Raw genomic sequence first — 21,305 nt, forward strand, 5'->3', positions numbered from 1 at the left:
GAAAGCCGGCGCCCCGCCCTTTTCTTCCCGGCACGCAAAAAAGGACCCCCGCGTTTCGCGGGGGTCCTTTTGTTATGCCGTTCGGGCGTTTCGATCACTCGTAGAGCTTGACCAGCTTCTCGAGGTACTCGTAGCGCTCCTTCGCCTTCTTGTCGGCCAGGTCGAACAGCGCCTCGGCGCGCTCGGGGAAGGCCAGCTTCAGGCGGCTGTAACGGGTCTCGCCGGAGATGAACTCCTTGTAGTCCGCGGTGGCGGGCTTGGAGTCCAGGCTGAAGGGATTGGCGCCCTCGGCCTTCTTGCGAGGATCGAAGCGGAACATGTTCCAGTAGCCGGCAGCCACGGCCTTCTTCATCTCGGCCTGGCAGTTGGTCATGCCGCCCTTCACACCGTGCATCTCGCAGGGAGCGTAGCCGATGATGAGGGAGGGACCATGGTAGCTCTCGGCCTCGGTGATGGCCTTCATGGTCTGGTTCATGTCAGCGCCCATGGCGATCTGGGCAACGTAGACGTAGCCGTAGCTCATGGCGATCTCGCTCAGGCTCTTCTTGCCGATGGCCTTGCCGGCGGCGGCGAACTGCGCCACCTGACCGATCTGGCTGGCCTTGGAAGCCTGTCCGCCGGTGTTGGAGTAGACCTCGGTATCGAACACGAAGACGTTCACGTCCTCGCCGGAAGCCAGAACATGGTCCAGGCCGCCGAAGCCGATGTCGTAGGCCCAGCCGTCGCCGCCGAAGATCCAGATGCTCTTCTTGGAGAGGTAGTTCTTCTTGGGCAGGATCTCTTTGCTGTACTTGCAGTCGGGATCGGCCTCCAGCTCAGCGATCAGCTTCTCGGTGGCGGGGGTGTTGGCCTTGCCGTCGTCGTAGGTGGCAAAGTACTCCTCGATGGCCGCCTTCTTGCTCTCGCTGGTGGTCACCTCGGCCAGCTCATGCAGCTTCGCAGCCAGCGACTCGCGGATGACCTTCTGGCCCAGATACATGCCCAGGCCGTGCTCGGCGTTGTCCTCAAACAGGCTGTTCGCCCAGGCGGGACCATGGCCGCTCACCTTGCTGGTGGTGTAGGGGGAGGTAGCGGCGGGGCCGCCCCAGATGGAAGAGCAGCCGGTGGCGTTGGAGATGTACATCCGCTCGCCGAACAGCTGGGTGACCAGGCGGGCATAGGCGGTCTCGGCGCAGCCGGCGCAGCTGCCGGAGAACTCCAGCAGGGGCTGGTTGAACTGGCTGCCCTTCACGCTGGTCTCGGGCATCATGCCGTCCTTCTTGCGGATGTTCTCGACGCAGTAGTCGAAGACCTCCTGCTGGGCGGCCTGGCTCTCCTGCGGCACCATCTTCAGGGTGCCCTTGGCGGCGGTGGGGCAGACGTTCACGCAGACGCCGCAGCCCATGCAGTCCAGGGGAGAGACGGTCATGGCAAAGACGTAGTTCTCGCAGCCCTTGCCGTTCATGGCCTTGCTCTTGAGGGCGGCGGGGGCCTTGGCGGCCTCGTCGGCGGTCAGGGCGAAGGGACGGATGGTGGCATGGGGGCAGACGAAGGCGCACTGATTGCACTGGATGCAGGTGTCGGGGTTCCACTCGGGAACATTCACCGCAACGCCGCGCTTCTCATAGGCGGAAGCGCCCTGCTCGAACTGGCCGTCCACATACTTTTCAAAGGCGGAAACAGGCAGGCTGTCGCCGTCCATGCGGGCAACGGGCTCCATGATGCTGCGCACCATGTCCACGGTGGCGGCGTTGCCGTGCAGAGCCTCGGGGGCCTTGTCGTCGGCGGCGTTGGCCCAGTCGGCGGGCACTTCCACCTTGTGGTAGGCGTCGAAGCCGGCGTCGATGGCCTTCCAGTTCATCTCAACGATGGCCTGGCCCTTCTTGGCGAAGGTCTTCTCGGCGGCCTGCTTCATGTACTTGATGGCGTCCTCCCGGGGCAGCACGCCGGCCAGGGCGAAGAACGCGGACTGGAGGATGGTGTTGGTGCGCTTGCCCAGGCCGATCTCGACCGCCTTGTCGATGGCGTTGATGGTGTACAGCTGGATGTTGTTCTGGGCGATGTAGCGCTTGGACTCGGCGGGCATATGGTGCGCCAGCTCTTCGTCAGACCACTGGCAGTTGATCATGAACACGCCGCCGGGCTTGACGTCCTGCACCATCTTGAAGCCCTTCACAACGTAGCTGGGGTTGTGGCAGGCCACGAAGTCGGCCTTGTTGATGTAGTAGGGGGCGCGGATGGGCTTGTCGCCGAAGCGCAGGTGGCTGATGGTCACGCCGCCGGTCTTCTTGGAGTCGTACTGGAAGTAGGCCTGGATGTATTTGTCGGTGTGGTCGCCGATGATCTTGGTGCTGTTCTTGTTGGCGCCCACGGTGCCGTCGCCGCCCAGGCCCCAGAACTTGCACTCCACGGTGCCCTCGGCAGCGGTGTTGGGGGCGGGCTTCTCCTCCAGGGACAGGCCGGTCACGTCGTCCACGATGCCGATGGTGAAGCGGGCCTTGGGCTCGGCCTTGGCCAGCTCCTCATACACGGCGAACACGCTGGAGGGCGGGGTGTCCTTGCTGCCCAGGCCGTAACGGCCGCCGATGACCTCGGCGTCGCGGCCGGCCTCGCGCAGGGCGGTGACCACGTCCAGGAACAGGGGCTCGCCCAGGCTGCCGGGCTCCTTGGTGCGGTCCAGCACGGCGATCTTCTTGGCGGTGGCGGGGATGGCCGCCAGCAGCTTCTCGCTCACGAAGGGGCGGTACAGCCGCACCTTCACCAGGCCCACCTTCTCGCCGTGGGCGTTGAGGTAGTCGATGACTTCCTCGGCCACGTCGCAGATGGAGCCCATGGCAACGATCACGCGGTCGGCGTCCGCCGCGCCGTAGTAGTTGAACAGCTGGTAGTCGGTGCCCAGCTTCTCATTGACCTTGGCCATGTACTTCTCGACCACGGCGGGCAGGGCCTCATAGTACTTGTTGCAGGCCTCGCGGTGCTGGAAGAAGATGTCGCCGTTCTCGTGGCTGCCGCGCATGGAGGGGTTCTCGGGGTTCAGGGAGTGGTCGCGGAACTTCTGGATGGCGTCCCAGTTGACCATCTCGGCCAGATCGGCGTAGTCCCACTTCTCGATCTTCTGGATCTCGTGGCTGGTGCGGAAGCCGTCGAAGAAGTTGATGAAGGGAACGCGGCCCTCGATGGAGGCCAGGTGGGCAACAGCGGCCAGGTCCATGACTTCCTGAGGATTGGTCTCAGCCAGCATGGCGAAACCGGTCTGGCGGCAGGCGTAAACGTCGCTGTGGTCGCCGAAGATGTTCAGCGCGTGGCTGGCCACGGTGCGGGCAGACACGTGGAACACGCTGGGCAGCAGCTCGCCGGCGATCTTGTACATGTTGGGGATCATCAGCAGCAGGCCCTGGCTGGCGGTGAAGGTGGTGGTCATGGCGCCGGCGGCCAGGCTGCCGTGCACAGCGCCCGCGGCGCCAGCCTCAGACTGCATCTCCATGACCTTGACCTGGGTGCCGAAGATGTTCTTCTGGCCGGCGGCGGACCACTGGTCGACATAGTCGGCCATGGGGCTCGACGGGGTGATGGGGTAGATGGCCGCAACTTCGGTGAACGCATAGGCTACATGCGCTGCCGCGGTGTTGCCATCCATGGACTGTTTCGCTCTAGGCATTTTTCTTCCTCCATAGCATGTGATTTAACGTTTCCTGCCATTGCTGGCAGGCCCGCGTTATCCTGCCCGCGCGCACGAAAAACCGGCAGCGCCGGTCCTCCGCGCATGCGGACAGCTTCTGCTGTGTATTATTCTATCAAAACAAATGTGTAAAGTAAACCATTTTCCAGGCGCTTTTTGCCCCCTGGATGCAAAAAAAGCGGCGCGAGGCGGCCCTTTTGGCGCAAAACCGCCCGCTTTTGGCCCTTTGGCGGTTTGACAAGGGTGGGCTTTGCCGCTATGATGTAGTATATATATGCATTTCAGCCCGGGCAGCCCCCGGGCAGAATGGGGAGGGACCCATGGATACGACTTTCATCGCGGCGGCAGCGCCGGCGGGCGCCGGCGTGTTCGCCGCGGGGGCGGCGGCGCTGGTGCTGGCGCTGCTGGCGGGCCTTGCCGCCGGCTGGGCCGCCGCAAAGCGGGGGGTGCAGCTGCCCGGGGCCTTGAGCCGCCTTCTGGACAAGGCGGGCCTTGGCAACGAGGAACAGGTGACCGAAGAGGACCTGTATGAGATGGTGGACGACGCCGACCAGCAGGACCTCATCGACGAGAACCAGAAGGAGATGATCACCAACATCTTCGATCTGGGCGAGGTGACCGCCGGCGACATCATGACCCACCGCATGGACATGGTGGCGGCGGAGGAGAACGCCGGCTGCCGCTCGGTCATCAAGGCGGCGGTGGAAAGCGGCAACAGCCGCCTGCCCATCTACCGCAAGACCACCGACGAGATCGTGGGCGTTCTGTATGTGAAGGACCTTTTGCGCCTGTTCGACGAGCCGGCGGCGCTGGAGGGCCCGGTGGGCCGCTTTGCCCGGCCGGTGATGTTCGTGCCCGAGAGCCGCCCGGCGGGCCAGCTGCTGCTGGACTTCCGCCGCGAGCGCACCATGATCGCCATCGTGGTGGACGAATACGGCGGCACGGCGGGCCTTGTGAGCATGGAGGACATCCTGGAAGAGATCGTCGGCGACATCCAGGACGAATACGACGACGAGGAGGCCGAGCTGGTGGCCCAGGGCGACGGCTACGCCGTGGACGGGGCCATCGACCTGGCGGACGTGTTCGAGGCCTTCGGCATGGAGTGCCCGGAGCCGAACGAGGACGAGGAGTTCGACACCCCCGGCGGCCTCATCATCGACAAGCTGGGCCGCATCCCCGAGGAAGGGGAGAAGGCGGCGGTGGAATGGTGCGGCCTGCGCTTTGAGGTGCTCAAGGCGGGCGAGCGGCGCATCCAGCGGGTGCTGTGCACCCGGCTGCCCGAGGCGGCCGCGCCCGGAAAGGAAAAGGAGAAAGCATGAGCCACAGCGAAACACAGCTGGAAAGCCGCACCGTGTTCGAGGGGCGGGTCATCACCGTGACCTTCGACAAGGTGCGCCTGGAGAACGGGGCCGAGGGCACCCGCGAGGTGGTGCACCACCACGGCGGCGCCTGCATCGCGGCGCTGACCGACCGGGACGAGATCTATCTGGTGCGCCAGTACCGCTACGCCCTGGGGCAGGAGCTCTGGGAGCTGCCCGCCGGCAAGCTGGAAAAGGGGGAGGACCCCTTCGAGGCGGCCAAGCGGGAGCTGGCGGAGGAGTGCGGCCTTGTGGCCGAGCACTACACCGACCTGGGGGAATTCTACCCCACGGTGGGCTACTGCTCGGAAATCATCTACACCTGGATGGCCACGGGCCTTTCCCCCTGCGCCATGCATCTGGACGAGGACGAGTTTCTCACCCCGGAAAAGCTGCCCTTTGCCGAGGCGGTGGCCATGGTGCTGGACGGCCGCATCAAGGACGGCAAGACCGTGGCGGCCATCCTCAAGATCGACGCGCTGCGCCGCCGGAAAGCGGCGGAGCAGTGAGCTCGGCTCAAAAACAAAACGACCCGCCGGAGGAAACTCCCCGGCGGGTTTTTTCATGCGCTTTCTGCGTCGGGAAAAACCCGGCGTTTTTTTCTGCCCTTTGCGCCCCGGTCCAAAAAAATTTTTCCGCCCTTGTCCCGGCGGGGCCGGTTTGGCCGAAGCATTTATATAAGAATACCGGCCTTTTGCGGGCCAGGGAGGGACAACGATGTTTTTTTCAAAAAAGGGACCGTCGCAGCCCGCGGCGGCAAGACCCACATCCTCCGGCGGGGCGGACCGGCGGCGCACCTACCACACGGTGGTGAACTACCTGCGCGGCAAGGATTACAAGTTCGATGAAAACGCCGACGAGTTCCACATCTTCTTCCCCACCGGGCTGGACACCGGCCACTACACCCTGCTGTGGAAGATCGAGGAGCGGTATGTCACGCTGGTCGCCATGAGCCCCTTCTCCATCACCGGCTGCTCGGTGGACGACGTGACCCTGCTGTGCGCGCTGGCCAACGCCAACCTGGTCAATGGCTCCTTCTACCCCACCACCGACGGCGAGCACATCATGGTGGAGGTGACCCAGCGGGTGTACTCCGACCGGGAGTTCGGCGAGAAGACCGCCGCCTATCTGCTGGGGGTCATGGGCGGCAACCTGGACAGCCGCTACATGAAGTCGATGGAATCCATCTGCAAGGGCTACACCACCCTGGCGGACGAACTGGAAAAACTGAGCGGGGAGGATTGACCAATGTCTCTTGCATACGACGCTTCCGGCGTGCTGGACCTGTGCGAGCGGGTGTTCAGAAACGACCTGGAGCTGGACTGTGAACGCAGCAACGAACGGAACACCGTGCGGGCGAAGGTGAGCATCGGCGGCACCCGCTACACCATCGTTTGTTCCGCCATGGAAAAGGCCCAGGTGCTGCACCTGTGGGCTTTTCTGCCCTTCGACGTGGAGAGCGAGGAGAAGGCCATGCAGATGGCCAACGCCTGCAAAGAGCTGAACAGCATCATGGTCACCGGCAAATACACCTACAACCTGGAAAAGGACGTGGCCCTGGAGCTGGCCCACTGCTACCGGGACGGCATGAGCGATGAGACCGCCCGCCACCTCATCATCGGCATCTTCTGCGCCTCGCTGAAGGCCGACGGCCAGCGGATCATCGACCTCTACAACGACAAGCTCTCCTTCGCCCGGTTCAAGGAACTCATCCGAAGCTGATTTTTTTGGAACCTCAAAAGCGCCCGCCGAAGTGTTCGGCGAGCGCTTTTTTATACAATTTGTATTTTATTAAAAATCATTACATGATCGCCTGTCCCTGCATGTACCACACGCCCATTTTCCAAAGGAAAAAAGCGCTCACCGCCGCCAGCAGCCAGCGGGCAGGGCGGGGCAGGGAGGCCCCGATGAGGTAGAGAGGCAGGCAGCCGAAGACATAGCGCCCGCCGCTGATGAGCCAGCCGGCGAGGTAGCTCATGCCCAGGTACCCGCCGCCCCAGATGAGCCAGTGGGTGGGGCATTTTTTCCAAAGGCCGAAAAACAGCAGGGCCATGGCGGCGAAATAGAGCGCCAGCTGGGCGTGGTAGATAAAGGGGGCGAGGCCGGGGTAGTCCAGCGCCATCTGCCAGTGCTGGGCCAGATTTTCGCCGATCCACCGGGTGGTCTGGTACCAGGGGGGCGAGGCCAGAAACTCAAAGAAGGCGAAGGGGCTGCCGAAGAGCCGCCAGTTGAGGGCAAGATACCCGCCCCAGCCCAGAAGGGGCAGGGCCAGCGCCAGAGAGGCGGGGCCCTGCTTTTTTTCTCTGCGGGCCCGCAGCCAGAGGTACAAAAGGGGCAAAAGCAGCACCAGGCCCTGGTTACGGCAGAGGACGGCCAGCGCCCCAAAAACGCCGGCGGCGAGCCAGTTCTTCCGGCGGGCAAAGAGCATGCAAAGCAGGCTCAGCAGCAAAAACAAACTCTCGGTATAAACGCCCAGGGCGAAAAAGCCAAAGGGGTAAAGGGCCATCAGGGCAACGGCGAAGGCCGCCTGCTCCCTTGGCAGGTCCTGCCCCGCCAGGGCCAGCATGGCCGCCCCCGCGCCGCTCCAGCACAGCCAGCTCACCGCCAGGGCCGCCGCCTCCCAACTGACCGAAAAGGGGGCGAGCAGGGCGTGCATCAGCCGCACCGCCAGGGGGTAAAGGGGATAAAAGACGATGTACTTCGCCGCGTCCCCCTCCGCCGCGTAGCCCTCGCGGGCCAAAAGCAGGTAGTGGGGGCTGTCGCCGGCGGTGGTGAACCGCTCAAAGAAATGCTGCCAGAAGGCGGCAAGGCCCCCCGTCTGGCCCAGGTCCCGCCAGCAGAGGAAGGCAAACAAAAACTGCGCCGCCAGAACGCCGAAGGCCGCCAGCGCCAGCGCGCCGGGGCCGGGGGCCCAGCGGGGGGCGAGGGGCCGGGCGGGGGCGGCGGGCCAGAGGACCAGCCCCAGGCGCTTTGCGCACCGCAGTGCCAGCAGCGCCACGAACAGCACCATCAGCGCGCCGCCCGAATGACCGATGAACGCACCCATAGGCTTCCTCCTTTCAGTGGCTCAGCATGTGGATCGCGCCGTAAAAATTGAAGAGCGCGCCCGCCCCGGCCAGCCACAGCGCTCCCGTGCCCAGCGGGCGGCGGGGCCGGGTCAGATACCACCAGAGGGCGAGGGGGATGAGGTCCACGGTGTAGCGGGCCCCGAACTGCCAGCCGCCCATGGTGCGGTGCAGGCACAGCGCCGCCAGGGTGATGAGGGCCAGCGCGGGGGCCAGCAGGTCCCGGGGCGCAAGGCGCTTTTTGGCCGCGGCGCGGACGATGTCGACGGCCCACAAAAGAAAGATGGGGCTGGCGACAAAAAGGCAGAAGCCGTTGAAGGTGGGAAAGGAGAGCTCCAGCGAGGAGGTGAGGGTGACGGGACGCAGCACGTTCCACAGGTTTTGCCAGAAGTTTTCCAGCGTGAACTGGCCGCCGTCCCGCACGAACTCCGGCAGGTAAGAGTGGCCGAACTCGAAGGGATTGCCGAAGCGGATGAAGTTGTACCACCCCAGGGCCAGCGCCACGGCGGCGGGGGGCGCGGTGAAGGCGGCGAGGCGGCCCCAGCGGCGCTCTTTCGCCGCGCCCAGGGCGGCCCCCAGCCAGAGCACAACGGCAAACAGGGCGGTGAAGGGGCGGCAGCCCACCGCCAGCGCCAGCAGGAAGAAGGCGGGGGCGTACTGCTTTTTCAGCCAGAAGAACAGGCCCCAGACGGTGAAGGCGAAGTTGAGCACCTGGGCCTGGAACCACACGCCGCCGCTGCACGCCAGCCAGAAAAAGTTGGCGGACAAGGTGGCGAAGAGGGCCCAGAAGGCGCAGGCCCGGGGGGCGTGGCCCGTCTGCCAGAAGCAGAGGTAGACCCCGGCCAGGGCGGCCAGGGCCCACAGCGCCTGCCACAGGTTGCCCAAAGAGAGGCCCAGCGCGGCGGGCAGCAGCGCCAGCACCGAGGGCACCGGCGGGAAGGAGAGGTAATAACGGCCCTCAAACACGGCCAGCTCCAGCCAGGGGCAGCTTTCGCCGCCCTCGATGTATGCCCGGCCCTCCAGCCAGTTTTGGGCCTGCAAAAGGTAGCTGTCGTAGACGTTGGGAGAAAGAAGGGTGCCCCCCGCCAGCGAGTGGTAGAGCACCAGCGCCAGGGCCAGCAGGGAAAGGGCCGCCGCCAGGGCCTGGGCGTGGGGGCGGTCAAAGGCGCGGGGCGAGAGGGCAGGGGACACGGGCGGGGCCTCCTTTCGGTGTTTTTTGTTGTGCCATGAAGCCGCCGCGCAAAAGGCGCGGGGCCGTTTTTCGGTTATTATACCACAAAAGCCGCCCCGGCAGAATGCGGGGCGGCGGGTTTTTACATTTTGGTCAATCCCATGCGGAACTCTTTTCCGGCATATACAGCAGCCAGTCGCCGACGTCCTCTCTCTCCACCACGCCGGCGGCGGCCAGCTGCCGGTTGGCGGCCCGCAGCCAGACGTCCGGCTGGGAGAGGCACAAAGCCAAAAACATGGCGCAGAACACCGCGGCGGCGGCGCGCACCACCGCAAAGGGGCGGAAGATGCTGACCAGCGCCAGCACCGTGAGCACCGCCAGCACCAGGATGAACCAGCCGGAGACGATGCGGTTGGGGGTGAAGCCGAAGCGGCGGATGTAAAGGAACATCTTGGACGCGCCCACCGCGGCGAACAGAAGGTTCGAAAGGCAGAGGGCGGCGGCCAGCCCTTTCAGCACCGGGCTTTGGCGCAGGGGGGTGCGGCTGGTCTTGGCGGCGGCGGTGAGCACCGAGAAGTTGAGCACCACCACGGCGCACAGCTCAAAGAAGCCCCGGCGGGCGTATTCGGCGGCGGTGAAGCCATCGGGCAGATGCCCAAAGAAGCCGCCGGTGAGGTAGTTCAGCTGGATGGAGAAGAACAGGACATAGAGCGCCAGCAGCAGCGCAAGGCAGAGGGCCAGCGCGCCGCCGGGGGCAAGGCGCAGTTTTTCCGCCTCGGCCCGCAGGGACGCGCCCCGGGCGGGGTCGGGGGCTTTTTTCAGCGCGCCCGCCGCCAGCCCGAAGAGGTAGGCCCCCACCGGCAGGCCCACCGCGAAATACATGAGCTCGGTGAACACCGCCTCGGGCAGAGTGAACCAGCGGAAAAAGTTTTCCAGCGCCGCGCCGAAGGCGTCGTCCGCGCTGGAGAGCAGCCCCGCGGCCAGCGCCAGCACCGGCGCCGCCACGCACAGGGTGACCACCCCGGCCCAGACGCTGCCCTTTTTGCGCCCGGCAAGGCCGCGCAGCCAGTCGATCAGCGCCCGCCCCAGCACCCGGATGCGCAGAAAGAAGTTGCCGAAGGGCACCGTGACCAGCGCCCGCAGCCCGTCCAGGGGCAGAAAGGGGCCGGTGCGGCCCTCGGTGAGGGACCCGGTGCGGGCCAGCACCCAGTAAGCGGCGGCCAGATGCAGGGCGAGGAACTCCCAGGTCTGCACTGCGTCGTAGTAGTAAAGGGCGGAAATTTTGAAGATGTAGTCCGCCGCCAGCAGGCCCCACAGCGCCAGCCACAGCCGGCTCTCTTTGGAGGCGGGGCGGGCCGCGGCCCGGCACATGCCCTCCACCCCGGCAAAGAACAAAAGGCAGAACAGGGCCATAAAGACCGCTCTGTATTCAAAGCCGAACAGCAGGCCCCGGGCGTAGGTCCAGCCCCAGGCCCAGCTGACCAGGGCCGCGGGGACCATCCATTTGGGCAGCGGTGGGCGGGAGGCGGCGGGGGAGACGGGCGGCGTTCCGGGCGCGGGGGCCGCCGGTGTTTCTTTTTGGGCGGGCGCGGACTGCGGGCCGCAGGCAGAGCCGGGCGCGGGGGCCGCCGCTGCCCCGGCCGGGAAGGGGGCGCTTGCCGCCGGTTTCGGCATGGGGGCGCTGCCCGTCTGCGGGCCGTAGGCCGGGGGCGTTTTTTCGCCGGTCACAGCCGGCGCGGCAGGCTCCATGGCCTGATTTTTGGGTGCAGGAAAGACAGGTGGGCAGGCGCTGCCCTCCTTTTTGCGGGGTTCCATCATCAAACCCTCCTTTGATTCATTTGTTCAATGGGGCCGGGCGGCCCCGCTCATTCACTCAGGTCGGTGACCATCACCCACAGGAGCTGGTCGGTCTCATACACTCCCTCGTAGGGGCGCTCGATGTACCATTTGTCCTTTTCGGGGTAGACGAACAGGGTCTGCTCGCTGCCGTCCTCCAGCACAAAGTGCACTGCGGCCATGTCCTCTTTGTCCGGCACGTCCTGCACGGTGGCCTTGCGGGTGGGCTGGGCGGCGGCCAGGTCCTCCAGCAGCATCCCGATCCAGCCGGGGCCGGCGCGGACAACGCTCTCGCCGCCGTATTCCAGCCGCACTTCAGTCACGTCGTCGGCGTCGGGCAGGGTGAGGGGCCCGGCCTTGAGGGCACAGGCGGAGAAGAGCAGCATCGCCGCCAGAAGAATGGTCCAAAGGGTGCGTTTCATAGGGGTCTCCTTTTTTAATCACAAAGTTGACGGCGGTGCGGCCGGGATGGGCCGCTTTTCAGGTGTCCAGCTCGCAGCAATAGAGGACGCGGGCCTCGGCGTCGTAAACGCCCACGGTGAAGTTGAAGGAGCCGCGGCTGAGGATGTCGCCCTGCTGGTCGCTGTGGCGGTCGATGAGGCGGTAACAGCCCTTCTCCACCGGCGGCACCAGAGGCTGGCCGTCGCTGTCGGTGAGGCAGGGGCCGATGCTGACGGTCCCGTCCTCCACGCCCCAGACCAGGGCCTGCACCGTTTCGTCCGCGGGCAGACTGTTCCAGTCCGGGTCGGCGGCCAGCTGCTGTTCCAGCTGGTCGTCCTCAAAGGTGAGGGCGATGCAGCTGACCCCGTCGCCCAAAAAGCCGCCGTGGCTGTCGTAGGAAGAGATATGGGTCACGGCGGGCAGTTTTTCCAGACCCAGGGCCTTGGCCACGGTCTTTTCCTCGCTGGCCGCGCCGCAGCCGGTGAGGCACGCCGCCGCCAAAGCCAGCGCCAGCGCCGCCGAAAGAAGCCGCTTTTTCATTGGCCGTCCTCCTTTTCGTCCTCCTCGCCGGGCACATACTCCAGCAGGTCGGCGGGCTGGCAGTCCAGCGCGCGGCACAACGCCGCCAGGGTGGAAAAGCGCACCGCCTTGGCCTTGTTGTTTTTCAGGATGGAGAGGTTGGCCGGGGTGATGCCCACCTTTTCGGCAAGCTCGCCCGCGCCGATCTTGCGGCGGGCCATGACCACGTCCAGATTGATGATGATGGGCATTGCTCCGCCCCCTTCAAATGGTCAGGTCCAGCTCGGCCTTCATGCCGATGGCCCGCTGGAACACGTTTTTGATGATGCGAACGATGAGGCCCATGAAGGCCGCGGCGGCGGCCACCATCACCATGGGCAGGTAGAACACCGCGCCGCCAAGGCACAGCAGCGCCACCGCCATGCAGCACCAGCTGGCCGCCCTCAGATGGTGGACATTGTCGGCCACGAACACCTGTTCGGCCTCGATGTTGGCCAAAAGGCGGTAGAGGTTCCACAGCAGCACATAGGCCGCGGCGCTGGCAACGTAGAGGGTGACGAGGCCCCACACCAGATGGGCGGTGTCGTTGATGCCCACATAACGGCTGGTGCGGATGAACCAGTTCACCAGCCACCAGCCGGCAACGTCGCACACGGCCACCGCGCCGGTGAACAGCAGCACCGCCAGCCGGGAGAGGGAAAGGCTGTTTTTTTCGCTCCACATGGGGGATTTCTCCTTTTTTGACGAGTTTCGTTTGCCCCAGACGAGGGCCGCGGCGGCGGCCGCCGCCAGCGACACCGGCCAGAGGGCGAGGCCGTAGACGGCGGCGATGCCGTGGTTCCGGTAGACCGGGTGGTAGCCGTAGACCCCCGCCCAGACAAGGTCGGTGAACACCTCCGCCGCCAAAAAGGCCAGCAGGATATTTCTGGCCCCGGCCTTTCTGCGCAGGGGCGGCACGCCCAGCATCAGGGCGAAATACAGCGCCGCCAGGGCCAGCCAGAAGACCAGCCACAATTGAGCGCCCCGCAGCTGGCTGAGAGAGAGGATGGCAGTGAGCATATCCGCTCCACCTTTCTTGCGGCGGGCCGAAGGCCGCCGTTTTTCGCTGCCGAAGGCGGCGGCCACAAAAAAGGCCCGCTCCGCCCCGGCTGTTTGCGGCGCGGCCCAAAGGCCGCCCCCGCTCTTTGAGGCCAGTATAGCATGGGCATTATCGAATTTCAAGTGTTTTTTATCGTTTTTCGATAAATTTTTGTTCCGCGCCGATAAGAGCACAAGATATTGCGGCGCCGGGGGACGGGGGGCACAAGGGGGGAGGGACAAGGGAGGGGGGAGGGGGAGGCGCGGCAAGGCAGGGCGGTGCTCTTTCCCGTTTTGACTTGCTCGCCGCCCAAAGCGGGCCGAGGCGGAGCCCGGTCCTCCCCACGTAGTGCGCATCAGAACGGACACTTTTCTTTGTCCTGAAAAGTGTCCGGGATGCCGCGTGCGGTGGGGATGGACCGGGCGGAGCACTTCAATCAAAGCTGTCCTTATCCTTTTTCCGGGCGGCGCTGTGGTGCGGGCAGTTTTGCGCGGGGTGGCCGCGTCCCTGTCCGCCGCCGCACGCGGCGTTTCGGACACGCTGCACTCGCGCCGTGCAGCGTGTTCGCTCCGAGGCGCACTACGCGGCGGCAGTGCCGCGACTGGCTCGGCCTGCATCGGGCGGAAAGCCGGGCAAAACAGGGGAGCGCGCCGCCCTGTTTCTGCTTTGCCCGCGCCGCCGCCCCCTTGCCCCCTCGGCGGCGCTGTGCTAAAATAAATCGGATATACCCAAAAATGCGGCTTTGCAGAAGGAGGCGTTTTTCATGGCCGAGACCATCGTGGCGCTGGCCACTCCCCCGGGGGAGGGCGGCATCGCCGTGGTGCGCCTGTCCGGCGAGGAGGCGCTGGCGGTGGCGGCAAAGGTGTTTTTTCCACACAACGCCGCCAAAAAAGTGGAAAACGCGAAGGGCTACACCGCTCTCTACGGCAACTTCATGGCCGACGGCCGCCAGCTGGACGACGGGGTGGCCTTGTTCTTCCGTGCGCCCCACAGCTACACCGGCGAGGACGTGGCGGAACTGAGCTGCCACGGCGGGCCGGTGGTGGCCCAGAGCCTCATCGACGCCTGCATCGCGGCGGGGGCCCGCCCCGCGGGGCCGGGGGAGTACACCCGGCGCGCCTTTTTGAACGGGCGCATCGACCTGACCCAGGCGGAGGCAGTGATGAGCCTCATCGGCGCGGCGGGGCGGCAGGGTGCGGCTCTGGCTCGCACGGCGCTGGACGGCGCGCTGGCAAAGCGCATCGACGGATTCAAACAGCAGCTGGTGGCCCTGGCGGGGCACATCGCCGCCTGGGTGGATTTCCCTGAGGAGGACGTGCCCGCCCTGGAGCCGGAGGCCCTTTCCGCAACTTTGGGCGAGGTGAAGGCCGGCCTTTCCGACCTCATCAAAAATTTCGGCGCGGGCGCTGTTCTGCGCCAGGGCGTGGACGCGGCCATCGTGGGCAGCCCCAACGTGGGCAAGAGCACTCTGCTCAACCTTCTGGCGGGTTTCGACCGGGCCATCGTCACCCCCATCGCCGGCACCACCCGGGACGTGGTAGAGCAGGCGGTGATGCTGGGCGGCGTGCGCGTCACCCTGCGGGACACCGCCGGCCTGCGGGACACCGGCGACGTGGTGGAGGCGGAGGGCATCCGCCGCAGCCGCCGCGCCATGGAGGAGGCGGGCCTCATCCTGGCCGTGTTCGACGGCTCGGCCCCCCTCACCGAGGAGGACAAACAGCTGGCGGCGGACTGCGCCGGGCGGCCGGCCATCGCCATCGTGAACAAGAGCGACCTGCCTCAGCAGTTCGACCCGGCGGCCATTGCGGCCAGCTTTGCGGAGGTGGTCACCCTGGCCGCGGGCCGGGGCGAGGGCGCCCAGGCTTTGGGCGAAGCGGTGCGCCGAGTGCTGGGGGTGGCGAATCTCGACCCCAGCGCCCCCTGCCTTGTGAGTCAGCGGCAGTACGCCGCCGCCTGCGAGGGCCGCGCCGCGCTGGAAGAGGCGGAGAACGCCCTGGCCGGCGGCTTCGGGCTGGACGCGGTGAGCGTCTGCGTGGACGACGCCCTCTCCGCCCTCTGCCGCCTCACCGGCGAGGACGCCTCCGAAGCGGTGGTGGAGGAAGTGTTCTCCACCTTCTGCGTAGGAAAATAACATTGTTATTCGAAAGGGGGGCCACTGATGGCTTCCGACACAAAAGGTCTCGTCCATCTGGGCGATTTTGACGTTATCGTGGTGGGCGCGGGCCACGCGGGCATCGAGGCCGCGGCGGCGGCCGCCCGGCTGGGTGTCTCCGCCGCCCTGTTCACCCTGGGGCTGGACGGCATCGGCAACATGCCCTGCAACCCCAGCATCGGCGGCACCGCCAAGGGCCACTTGGTGAGGGAGATAGACGCCCTGGGCGGCGTGATGGCCCTGGCCGCCGACGCAACCACCCTGCAAAGCCGGATGCTCAACCGGGGCAAGGGCCCTGCGGTGCACTCCCTGCGGGCGCAGATCGACCGGCAGGCCTACCACCGCTTCACAAAGGAATATCTGGAGCACATCTCCAGCCTTTCCATCAAGCAGGCCGAGGTGGTGGACATTCTTATTGAAAACGGCCGGGTGAAGGGCGTATGCACCCGCCTCCACGGCTTCTACGGGGCCAAGGCGGTGGTGCTCTGCACCGGCACCAATCTCGCCGGCAAGATTTTCGTGGGCGACGCTTCGGTGCCCAGCGGCCCCGACGGCCAGCACGCCGCCACCCTCCTGGCCGAGAGCCTGCGGGCGGCGGGCCTGCCCATGCGCCGCTTCAAGACCGGCACCCCCGCCCGGGTGCACCGCCGCAGCATCGACTTTTCGGTGCTGGAGCGCCAGCCGGGGGAGGAGCCCCCCGAGCCCTTCAGCTTTCTCACCCCGCCCGGCGGCGTGAAGAATCAGGTGGACTGCTTCATCGCCTGGACCAACCCCGAGACCCACAACGTCATCCGGGCCAACCTCCACCGCTCGCCCCTCTACGGCGGGGCCATCGAGGGCATCGGCCCCCGCTACTGCCCCAGCATCGAGGACAAGGTGGTGCGCTTTGCCGACAAGGACCGCCACCAGATCTTCGTGGAGCCCTGCGGCCCGGACACGGAGGAGATGTACCTCCAGGGTATGAGCAGCAGCCTGCCCGAGGACGTGCAGATCGCCATGTACCGCACCATCCGGGGCTTTGAGCATCTTGAAATCATGCGCCCGGCCTACGCCATCGAGTACGACTGCATCGACCCCCAGGCCCTGCGCCACACCCTGGAAAGCCGGGCGGTGGCGGGGCTGTACGGCGCGGGCCAGTTCAACGGCACCAGCGGCTACGAGGAGGCGGCGGCCCAAGGGCTGCTGGCGGGCGCGAACGCCGCTCTGGCGGTGCTGGGCAAAGAGCCCATGACCCTGCCCCGCTACACCTCCTACCTGGGCACCCTGGTGGACGACCTGGTCACCAAGGGCGTGATGGACCCCTACCGCATGATGACCAGCCGCAGCGAGTACCGCCTGACCCTGCGGCAGGACAACGCCGACGAGCGCCTCACCCCCATCGGCCGCAAGTTCGGGCTGGTGGACGATGAGCGCTGGGCCGCCTTTGAAAAGGCCATGGAGGTGAAGGCCGCCGAGGAAAAGCGGCTGGCCTCCACCACCGTGCGGGCCGCCGACCTGAACGCCGTCACCGAGAAAGAGGGCCTGCCCCCGGTGGAAAAGGGAGGCACGGCGGCCCAGCTGCTGCGCCGCCCGGAGCTGACCTACGACCACATCGCGGCGGTCATCGGCCCCGGCGAGGGCGTGGACAGCCGCATGGCCGGCCGCATCGTCACCGAGATAAAATACGAGGGCTACATCGCCCGGCAGCAGCGGGTCATCCGGGAGACAAAGCGGCTGGAGGGCCAGCCCATCCCGGCGGATTTTGACTATGCGCCGCTGGAGGGCCTGCGGCTGGAGGCCCGGGAAAAACTGCAGAAGCTGCGCCCGGCGGACATCGCCGCCGCGGGCCGCATCCCCGGCGTGTCGCCGGCGGACATCGCCGTGCTCTCGGTGGCCGTGGCCGCCGCCAACGCCAAAGCAAAAAGGGAAGGGGAGACCGACCAATGATCGACAAACAGCGCCTTGCGGCCAAGTGCGCCGCCGAAGGTGTGAGCCTCACCGGCGAAATGCTGGACAAGCTGGATAAATACGCCCAGTGCCTCGTGGACTACAACCAGAAAGTGAACCTCACCGCCATCACCGACCCGGAGGGCATCGAGGACAAGCACTTTGTGGACAGCCTGCTCTTTGCCGCCCGCCCCGAGGTGGCGGGCAGGCTGGTGGACGTGGGCACCGGCGCGGGCTTCCCCGGCGTGGTGGCCAAAATCTACAAGCCCGACCTGGAGCTCACCCTGATGGAGCCCACCGGCAAGCGGGTGGATTTTCTGCGCTGGGTCTGCGGCGAGCTGGGCCTTACCGGCGTGGAGTTCGCCAAGGAGCGGGCGGAGGAAGCGGCCCGCAAGCAGTGGCGGGAGGCCTTCGACGTGGCCTGCGCCCGCGCGGTGGCCGCCCTGCCGGTCCTCAGCGAATACTGCCTGCCCCTGGTGAAGGTGGGGGGCGTGTTCATCGCCCTCAAGGGCGCTTCCGGCGAGGAAGAGCTGGCCGCCGCCAGGAACGCCATCGCCAAGCTGGGCGGCGCCTGGAAGGAGACTGCCCGGCTGCACCTGCCCGGCGGCGACGAGCGGTGCCTGATTTTGTGCGAAAAGATTTCGCACACTTCGACCGTTTACCCCAGGGGCGGCGGAAAAATCGCAAAAGCCCCCTTGAAGTGACGGGCCAAAGCGCGGATGCCGTCGCTTGGTGTAAATGGAAAATACTGGAAAATATCGGATGCGCGTGGTATACTTCTTTTTGCAGAGAGGAAAGGGCGATGAGGCCCTCTTTCTCAAGGCAGGAGAGGAAAAATGCCGCGGGCGTCCGATTTTTTTGCAACAAAACCGGACAAGCCCCGCCGACGGGAAGGAGAAATGACCCATGCTGACCCCGAGACCGAAGGTGCAGGGAAAGGTGCTGCTGCTGCCGGTGGACAAGATCGTGCCCTCGGCCCATCAGGCCCGCACCCATTTTGACGAGCAGGAAATTGCCCGCCTTGCGCTGAGCATTGCCCAGAACGGCCTGCTGCAGCCGGTGAGCGTGCGCCCCGGCAAGGAAAAGGGCGAGTACGAGCTGGTGGCGGGGGAGCGGCGGCTGCGGGCCTGCAAGCTGGCGGGCCTTGCCGAGATACCGGCCATCCTGGCCCAGCGGGACGAGAGCCAGTCGGCGGCGCTGGGCCTTTTGGAAAACATCCAGCGCCAGGGCCTGGACCCCTTCGAGCAGGCTCGGGGCATCCGGGAGGTCATCGCCCTCTGGGGCTGCACCCAAGAGGAGGCGGCCAAGCGCCTGGGGCTGGCCCAGCCCACCCTGAACAACAAGCTGCGCCTGCTGGCGCTGAACGAGGAGCAGCAGGCCTACTGCATCGCCAACGGCCTCACCGAGCGCCACGCCCGGGCGGTGCTCCGCCTGCCGGAGAGCGAACAGCGCAGCCGCGCCCTGGCCCAGTTCGTGAAGAAGAAAATGAACGCCCGTCAAGCGGACGAGTATGTGGAGCAGTGCCTTCAGCAGAAAAAGCCGCCCCGCCGCCGCCCGGTGCCCATGGTGCGGGACGTGCGCATCTTCGTGAACACCATCAACAAGGCGGTGCGCCTGATGGTGGACGCGGGCGTGCCCGCCCACACCACCAAGCGGGAAGGGGAGGGCTTTGTGGAATACACGGTACATATCCCCACCGAGCCCTCCAAAAAGACCGCCGCCTCCGGCGCGGGCTGCTCGGCCTGAGAAAATCAGAGCGCGGTTTTGACTGGCGAAACAGTGCGTGGGTCCGCCCATTTCGTCCGTCTGCCGTCCGACGCCACCTAGACAGGCCGCGGCGCTGCCGCCGCGCAGCATGTCTCGGAACGGAGAAAAACACAGCTGCCCAAACGCAAAACCTTTGTCCCATCACCATGCCCTTAACATCCCGGAGCCCTTGTCCGCACACCGCGGCGGGGGCTCCGGGTTTTTTGTGCGGCCCAATGTTCCACGTGGAACATTTTCCGGCGGCCCCCCGCATTGTTCCACGTGGAACAATGAAAAAGCCCCGGAGGAAACTCCGGGGCAAACGTCACAGAAAAGCGGTCAGACCTTTTGCCGCCCAAAGGGGACGAACAGCAGCGGCGCGAACTGGGCGATGATGGTCGCAACGGGCAGAGGGAGGGAGCACTGCATCAAGAGGGAGGAAAGGCTGCCGCTCCAATTGTAAAACGGAGACAAGAAGACACTGACTTTCAATGGGAAGCTGGGGACCCAAAGCTGCGCCAGAACGATGGCCAGCATGGGCAGGATCAGCAGCGCCGCCGAACAAGCGATCTCCCGCCGCGTCATGGAGCGGAAGGCCCACAGCGCGCCCAGCAGGAGCACCAAAAGAAACAGCGCGATTTGAAGCAGCGTACTGCGCAGCGGGTCGACGGAGACTTCGATGGAGCCATCGACGTTCACTGCCCGACTTACATAAAACAGCGGGCCGGCAAAAACCGTCAGCCAATAAGAGAGCAAGCTTGCCAAAAGGCAGAACACAGGCACACGCCAAAGAGTGCGGACACGTATTTCAGAAGGCCTCCTTTTGCTGTGGATTTGACTCCAGTATAGCACCGCGAAGAAGAGAAGGAAAGGGAGACAGGTGCAATGAGGAAAGGCAGGGCGGGGAAGACGGCAGGATTTACCCGGCCTGTCCCCTGATGCGAACCGGGCCAGAAGAGTTGAGAGAAACCGACACCGTTCTGGCGGGGTAGGGAAGGTGGAAGAGAAGTAGGGTGGTGCACTGACCCATTTGTCTGGGATACCGTCAGCTGAAAGCCGAGCCAGCCGCGGCGCTGTCGCCGCGTAGTGCGCATCGGAGCGAACACGCTGCACGGTGGGGGTGCAGCGTGTCCGAAACGCCGCGTGCGGCGGCGAACGGTGACGCGGCCACCCAGCGCAAAACTGCCCGCACCCCCGCGCCGCCCGGTGAAAGGGAAGGGCAGCTTTGATTCAAATGCTTTGCCTGGCCCTATTCAACGCCCGGAGAAAGAACGCGACCCAAACAAAAACCTCCCCAGGGCAGGGAAGAGCACACCCCGAAATGTTCCACGTGGAACATTTCGCAGGCCCGCAATTCTGCAAAAACAATGTTCCACGTGGAACATTTTGAGAAAAATTCGCTCTGCGCCGCCGAGGAACAGCCACTATATATAGAAAATGGCCCCGCAAATAGGGGCTTTTTTGGGCGGACCACAAGATATTGCCCGTTTCAAAAGAGGCCGGGCTGTGCTATAATAACAAGCACAGTCCGTTTTTTCGGGGCCGGCGCGCCTGCCGGCACATCAGCACACAGAACAAGAGGAGAACAAACGTGGGCAAGATCATTGCGGTTGCGAACCAAAAGGGCGGCGTGGGCAAAAGCACCACGGCGGTCAATCTGGCGGCCTGTGTGGCCGCCCAGGACAAAAAAGTCCTCATTGTGGACCTGGATCCCCAGGGCAACACCACCAGCGGCTTCGGCGTCTCCAAGAAAAATGTGGAGGCCAGCGTTTATGAGCTGCTCATCGGGGAGGCCAAGGCCGCCGACGCCATTCTTCCCACCCAGTTCAAGGTGGACATCATCCCCTCCAACATCCAGCTGTCCGGCGCGGTGGTGGAGCTGGTGAATATGCCCAAGCGTGAGAGCCGCCTGCGGCAGGCGCTGGCACAGGTGGCCGGCAATTACGACTTCATCTTCATCGACTGCCCGCCCAGCCTGGACCTGCTCACCCTCAACGGCCTGTGCGCCTGCGACTCGGTGCTCATCCCCATCCAGTGCGAGTTCTACGCCCTGGAGGGCCTGTCCGAGCTGATGAGCACCCTCAAGACCGTGCGCAAGATGTACAACCACTACCTTGAGATCGAGGGCGTGGTGTTCACCATGTACGCCGGCCGCCTGAACCTCACCCTGCAGGTGGTGGAGCAGGTGAAAAAGTTCTTCGGGGACAAGGTCTACAAGACCACCGTGCCCCGGAACGTGCGGCTCTCCGAAGCGCCCAGCTTCGGCATGCCCATCAATTACTACGACCCGGTGAGCAAGGGAAACGAGGCCTACATGGAAATGGCCAGGGAGTTCCTTGCAAACAACCGGTAAAA

The 21,305-nt window shown here is 65.4% G+C and carries 18 protein-coding genes; 9 read left to right on the forward strand and 9 right to left on the reverse strand.

What is annotated here, in order from left to right:
• Positions 1–94: 94 nt before the first annotated feature.
• Positions 95–3,637, reverse strand: coding sequence for a pyruvate:ferredoxin (flavodoxin) oxidoreductase (gene nifJ, locus ACMI1Q_RS07025; protein ID WP_419503254.1), 3,543 nt, complete (start codon positions 3,635–3,637; stop codon positions 95–97).
• Between the two features lie 341 nt (positions 3,638–3,978).
• On the opposite strand from nifJ, the gene ACMI1Q_RS07030 reads away from it, so the two are divergent.
• The 4 genes from ACMI1Q_RS07030 (at position 3,979) to ACMI1Q_RS07045 (ending at position 6,738) form a co-directional block, all read left to right on the forward strand.
• The gene (locus ACMI1Q_RS07030) at positions 3,979–4,977 is read left to right on the forward strand and encodes a hemolysin family protein (protein ID WP_419503255.1); all 999 of its coding nucleotides are present in this window, start codon (positions 3,979–3,981) and stop codon (positions 4,975–4,977) included.
• Positions 4,974–5,525, forward strand: a complete 552-nt coding sequence (locus tag ACMI1Q_RS07035; RefSeq protein ID WP_419503256.1) for an NUDIX hydrolase — start codon at positions 4,974–4,976, stop codon at positions 5,523–5,525. Before ACMI1Q_RS07030 ends, ACMI1Q_RS07035 begins: the two co-directional genes overlap by 4 nt.
• Before the next feature lie 208 nt (positions 5,526–5,733).
• Entirely contained in the window at positions 5,734–6,261 is a 528-nt protein-coding gene (locus ACMI1Q_RS07040) for a hypothetical protein (protein WP_330059047.1), read from the forward strand.
• A 3-nt stretch (positions 6,262–6,264) separates the two neighbouring features.
• Positions 6,265–6,738 (forward strand): YbjN domain-containing protein, encoded by a 474-nt coding sequence (locus tag ACMI1Q_RS07045; protein WP_330059046.1) that lies wholly within the window; start codon positions 6,265–6,267, stop codon positions 6,736–6,738.
• 79 nt (positions 6,739–6,817) lie between these two features.
• On the opposite strand, the gene ACMI1Q_RS07050 is transcribed toward ACMI1Q_RS07045, so the two are convergent.
• The 7 genes from ACMI1Q_RS07050 to ACMI1Q_RS07080 all read right to left on the reverse strand — a co-directional run bounded on the left by ACMI1Q_RS07050 (position 6,818) and on the right by ACMI1Q_RS07080 (position 13,107).
• The gene (locus ACMI1Q_RS07050; RefSeq protein WP_419503257.1) at positions 6,818–8,062 is read right to left on the reverse strand and encodes a hypothetical protein; all 1,245 of its coding nucleotides are present in this window, start codon (positions 8,060–8,062) and stop codon (positions 6,818–6,820) included.
• A 13-nt stretch (positions 8,063–8,075) separates the two neighbouring features.
• Positions 8,076–9,272: a hypothetical protein gene (locus ACMI1Q_RS07055; protein ID WP_419503258.1), complete on the reverse strand. Its 1,197-nt coding sequence runs from the start codon at positions 9,270–9,272 to the stop codon at positions 8,076–8,078.
• Between the two features lie 133 nt (positions 9,273–9,405).
• On the reverse strand, positions 9,406–11,067 hold the full coding sequence (locus ACMI1Q_RS07060; protein WP_419503259.1) for a DUF4173 domain-containing protein: 1,662 nt from the start codon (positions 11,065–11,067) through the stop codon (positions 9,406–9,408).
• Positions 11,068–11,117: 50 nt separating this feature from the next.
• Positions 11,118–11,510, reverse strand: coding sequence for a DUF5301 domain-containing protein (locus ACMI1Q_RS07065; protein WP_419503260.1), 393 nt, complete (start codon positions 11,508–11,510; stop codon positions 11,118–11,120).
• Positions 11,511–11,568: 58 nt separating this feature from the next.
• Positions 11,569–12,069, reverse strand: a complete 501-nt coding sequence (locus ACMI1Q_RS07070) for a hypothetical protein (protein WP_419503261.1) — start codon at positions 12,067–12,069, stop codon at positions 11,569–11,571.
• Positions 12,066–12,299 (reverse strand): helix-turn-helix domain-containing protein, encoded by a 234-nt coding sequence (locus tag ACMI1Q_RS07075; protein WP_330058012.1) that lies wholly within the window; start codon positions 12,297–12,299, stop codon positions 12,066–12,068. Before ACMI1Q_RS07075 ends, ACMI1Q_RS07070 begins: the two co-directional genes overlap by 4 nt.
• A 13-nt stretch (positions 12,300–12,312) precedes the next feature.
• Positions 12,313–13,107, reverse strand: coding sequence for a DUF2975 domain-containing protein (locus ACMI1Q_RS07080; protein ID WP_330058010.1), 795 nt, complete (start codon positions 13,105–13,107; stop codon positions 12,313–12,315).
• A gap of 782 nt (positions 13,108–13,889) precedes the next feature.
• Between ACMI1Q_RS07080 and mnmE the strand changes: the two genes are divergently transcribed.
• From mnmE to ACMI1Q_RS07100, 4 genes are all read left to right on the forward strand, one after another.
• Positions 13,890–15,257: a tRNA uridine-5-carboxymethylaminomethyl(34) synthesis GTPase MnmE gene (gene mnmE, locus ACMI1Q_RS07085; RefSeq protein ID WP_419503262.1), complete on the forward strand. Its 1,368-nt coding sequence runs from the start codon at positions 13,890–13,892 to the stop codon at positions 15,255–15,257.
• Between the two features lie 27 nt (positions 15,258–15,284).
• Entirely contained in the window at positions 15,285–17,204 is a 1,920-nt protein-coding gene (gene mnmG / locus ACMI1Q_RS07090; protein ID WP_419503263.1) for a tRNA uridine-5-carboxymethylaminomethyl(34) synthesis enzyme MnmG, read from the forward strand.
• Entirely contained in the window at positions 17,201–17,908 is a 708-nt protein-coding gene (gene rsmG, locus ACMI1Q_RS07095) for a 16S rRNA (guanine(527)-N(7))-methyltransferase RsmG (protein WP_394980408.1), read from the forward strand. Before mnmG ends, rsmG begins: the two co-directional genes overlap by 4 nt.
• Before the next feature lie 202 nt (positions 17,909–18,110).
• Complete coding sequence (locus tag ACMI1Q_RS07100; protein WP_419503264.1) at positions 18,111–18,950, forward strand: ParB/RepB/Spo0J family partition protein; 840 nt, start codon at positions 18,111–18,113, stop codon at positions 18,948–18,950.
• Positions 18,951–19,289: 339 nt separating this feature from the next.
• Here ACMI1Q_RS07100 and ACMI1Q_RS07105 read toward each other — a convergent pair whose 3' ends face one another.
• Complete coding sequence (locus ACMI1Q_RS07105) at positions 19,290–19,715, reverse strand: hypothetical protein (RefSeq protein ID WP_419503265.1); 426 nt, start codon at positions 19,713–19,715, stop codon at positions 19,290–19,292.
• An 826-nt stretch (positions 19,716–20,541) separates the two neighbouring features.
• On the opposite strand from ACMI1Q_RS07105, the gene ACMI1Q_RS07110 reads away from it, so the two are divergent.
• Positions 20,542–21,303 (forward strand): ParA family protein, encoded by a 762-nt coding sequence (locus ACMI1Q_RS07110; protein ID WP_177521172.1) that lies wholly within the window; start codon positions 20,542–20,544, stop codon positions 21,301–21,303.
• Positions 21,304–21,305: the final 2 nt, after the last annotated feature.

It is taken from the genome of Candidatus Allofournierella excrementavium (assembly GCF_048526665.1).
Taxonomy (GTDB): domain Bacteria; phylum Bacillota; class Clostridia; order Oscillospirales; family Ruminococcaceae; genus Allofournierella_A; species Allofournierella_A excrementavium.

Excerpts from the sequence above, each read along its gene's own strand:
- mnmG (WP_419503263.1), top strand. The coding sequence starts at position 15,285 with ATGGCTTCCGACACAAAAGGTCTCGTCCATCTGGGCGATTTTGACGTT.
- ACMI1Q_RS07040 (WP_330059047.1), top strand. The coding sequence starts at position 5,734 with ATGTTTTTTTCAAAAAAGGGACCGTCGCAGCCCGCGGCGGCAAGACCC.
- ACMI1Q_RS07075 (WP_330058012.1), bottom strand. The coding sequence starts at position 12,299 with ATGCCCATCATCATCAATCTGGACGTGGTCATGGCCCGCCGCAAGATC.
- ACMI1Q_RS07080 (WP_330058010.1), bottom strand. The coding sequence starts at position 13,107 with ATGCTCACTGCCATCCTCTCTCTCAGCCAGCTGCGGGGCGCTCAATTG.
- ACMI1Q_RS07030 (WP_419503255.1), top strand. The coding sequence starts at position 3,979 with ATGGATACGACTTTCATCGCGGCGGCAGCGCCGGCGGGCGCCGGCGTG.
- ACMI1Q_RS07045 (WP_330059046.1), top strand. The coding sequence starts at position 6,265 with ATGTCTCTTGCATACGACGCTTCCGGCGTGCTGGACCTGTGCGAGCGG.
- ACMI1Q_RS07050 (WP_419503257.1), bottom strand. The coding sequence starts at position 8,062 with ATGGGTGCGTTCATCGGTCATTCGGGCGGCGCGCTGATGGTGCTGTTC.
- nifJ (WP_419503254.1), bottom strand. The coding sequence starts at position 3,637 with ATGCCTAGAGCGAAACAGTCCATGGATGGCAACACCGCGGCAGCGCAT.
- ACMI1Q_RS07035 (WP_419503256.1), top strand. The coding sequence starts at position 4,974 with ATGAGCCACAGCGAAACACAGCTGGAAAGCCGCACCGTGTTCGAGGGG.
- mnmE (WP_419503262.1), top strand. The coding sequence starts at position 13,890 with ATGGCCGAGACCATCGTGGCGCTGGCCACTCCCCCGGGGGAGGGCGGC.
- ACMI1Q_RS07100 (WP_419503264.1), top strand. The coding sequence starts at position 18,111 with ATGCTGACCCCGAGACCGAAGGTGCAGGGAAAGGTGCTGCTGCTGCCG.
- ACMI1Q_RS07065 (WP_419503260.1), bottom strand. The coding sequence starts at position 11,510 with ATGAAACGCACCCTTTGGACCATTCTTCTGGCGGCGATGCTGCTCTTC.
- ACMI1Q_RS07070 (WP_419503261.1), bottom strand. The coding sequence starts at position 12,069 with ATGAAAAAGCGGCTTCTTTCGGCGGCGCTGGCGCTGGCTTTGGCGGCG.
- rsmG (WP_394980408.1), top strand. The coding sequence starts at position 17,201 with ATGATCGACAAACAGCGCCTTGCGGCCAAGTGCGCCGCCGAAGGTGTG.
- ACMI1Q_RS07060 (WP_419503259.1), bottom strand. The coding sequence starts at position 11,067 with ATGGAACCCCGCAAAAAGGAGGGCAGCGCCTGCCCACCTGTCTTTCCT.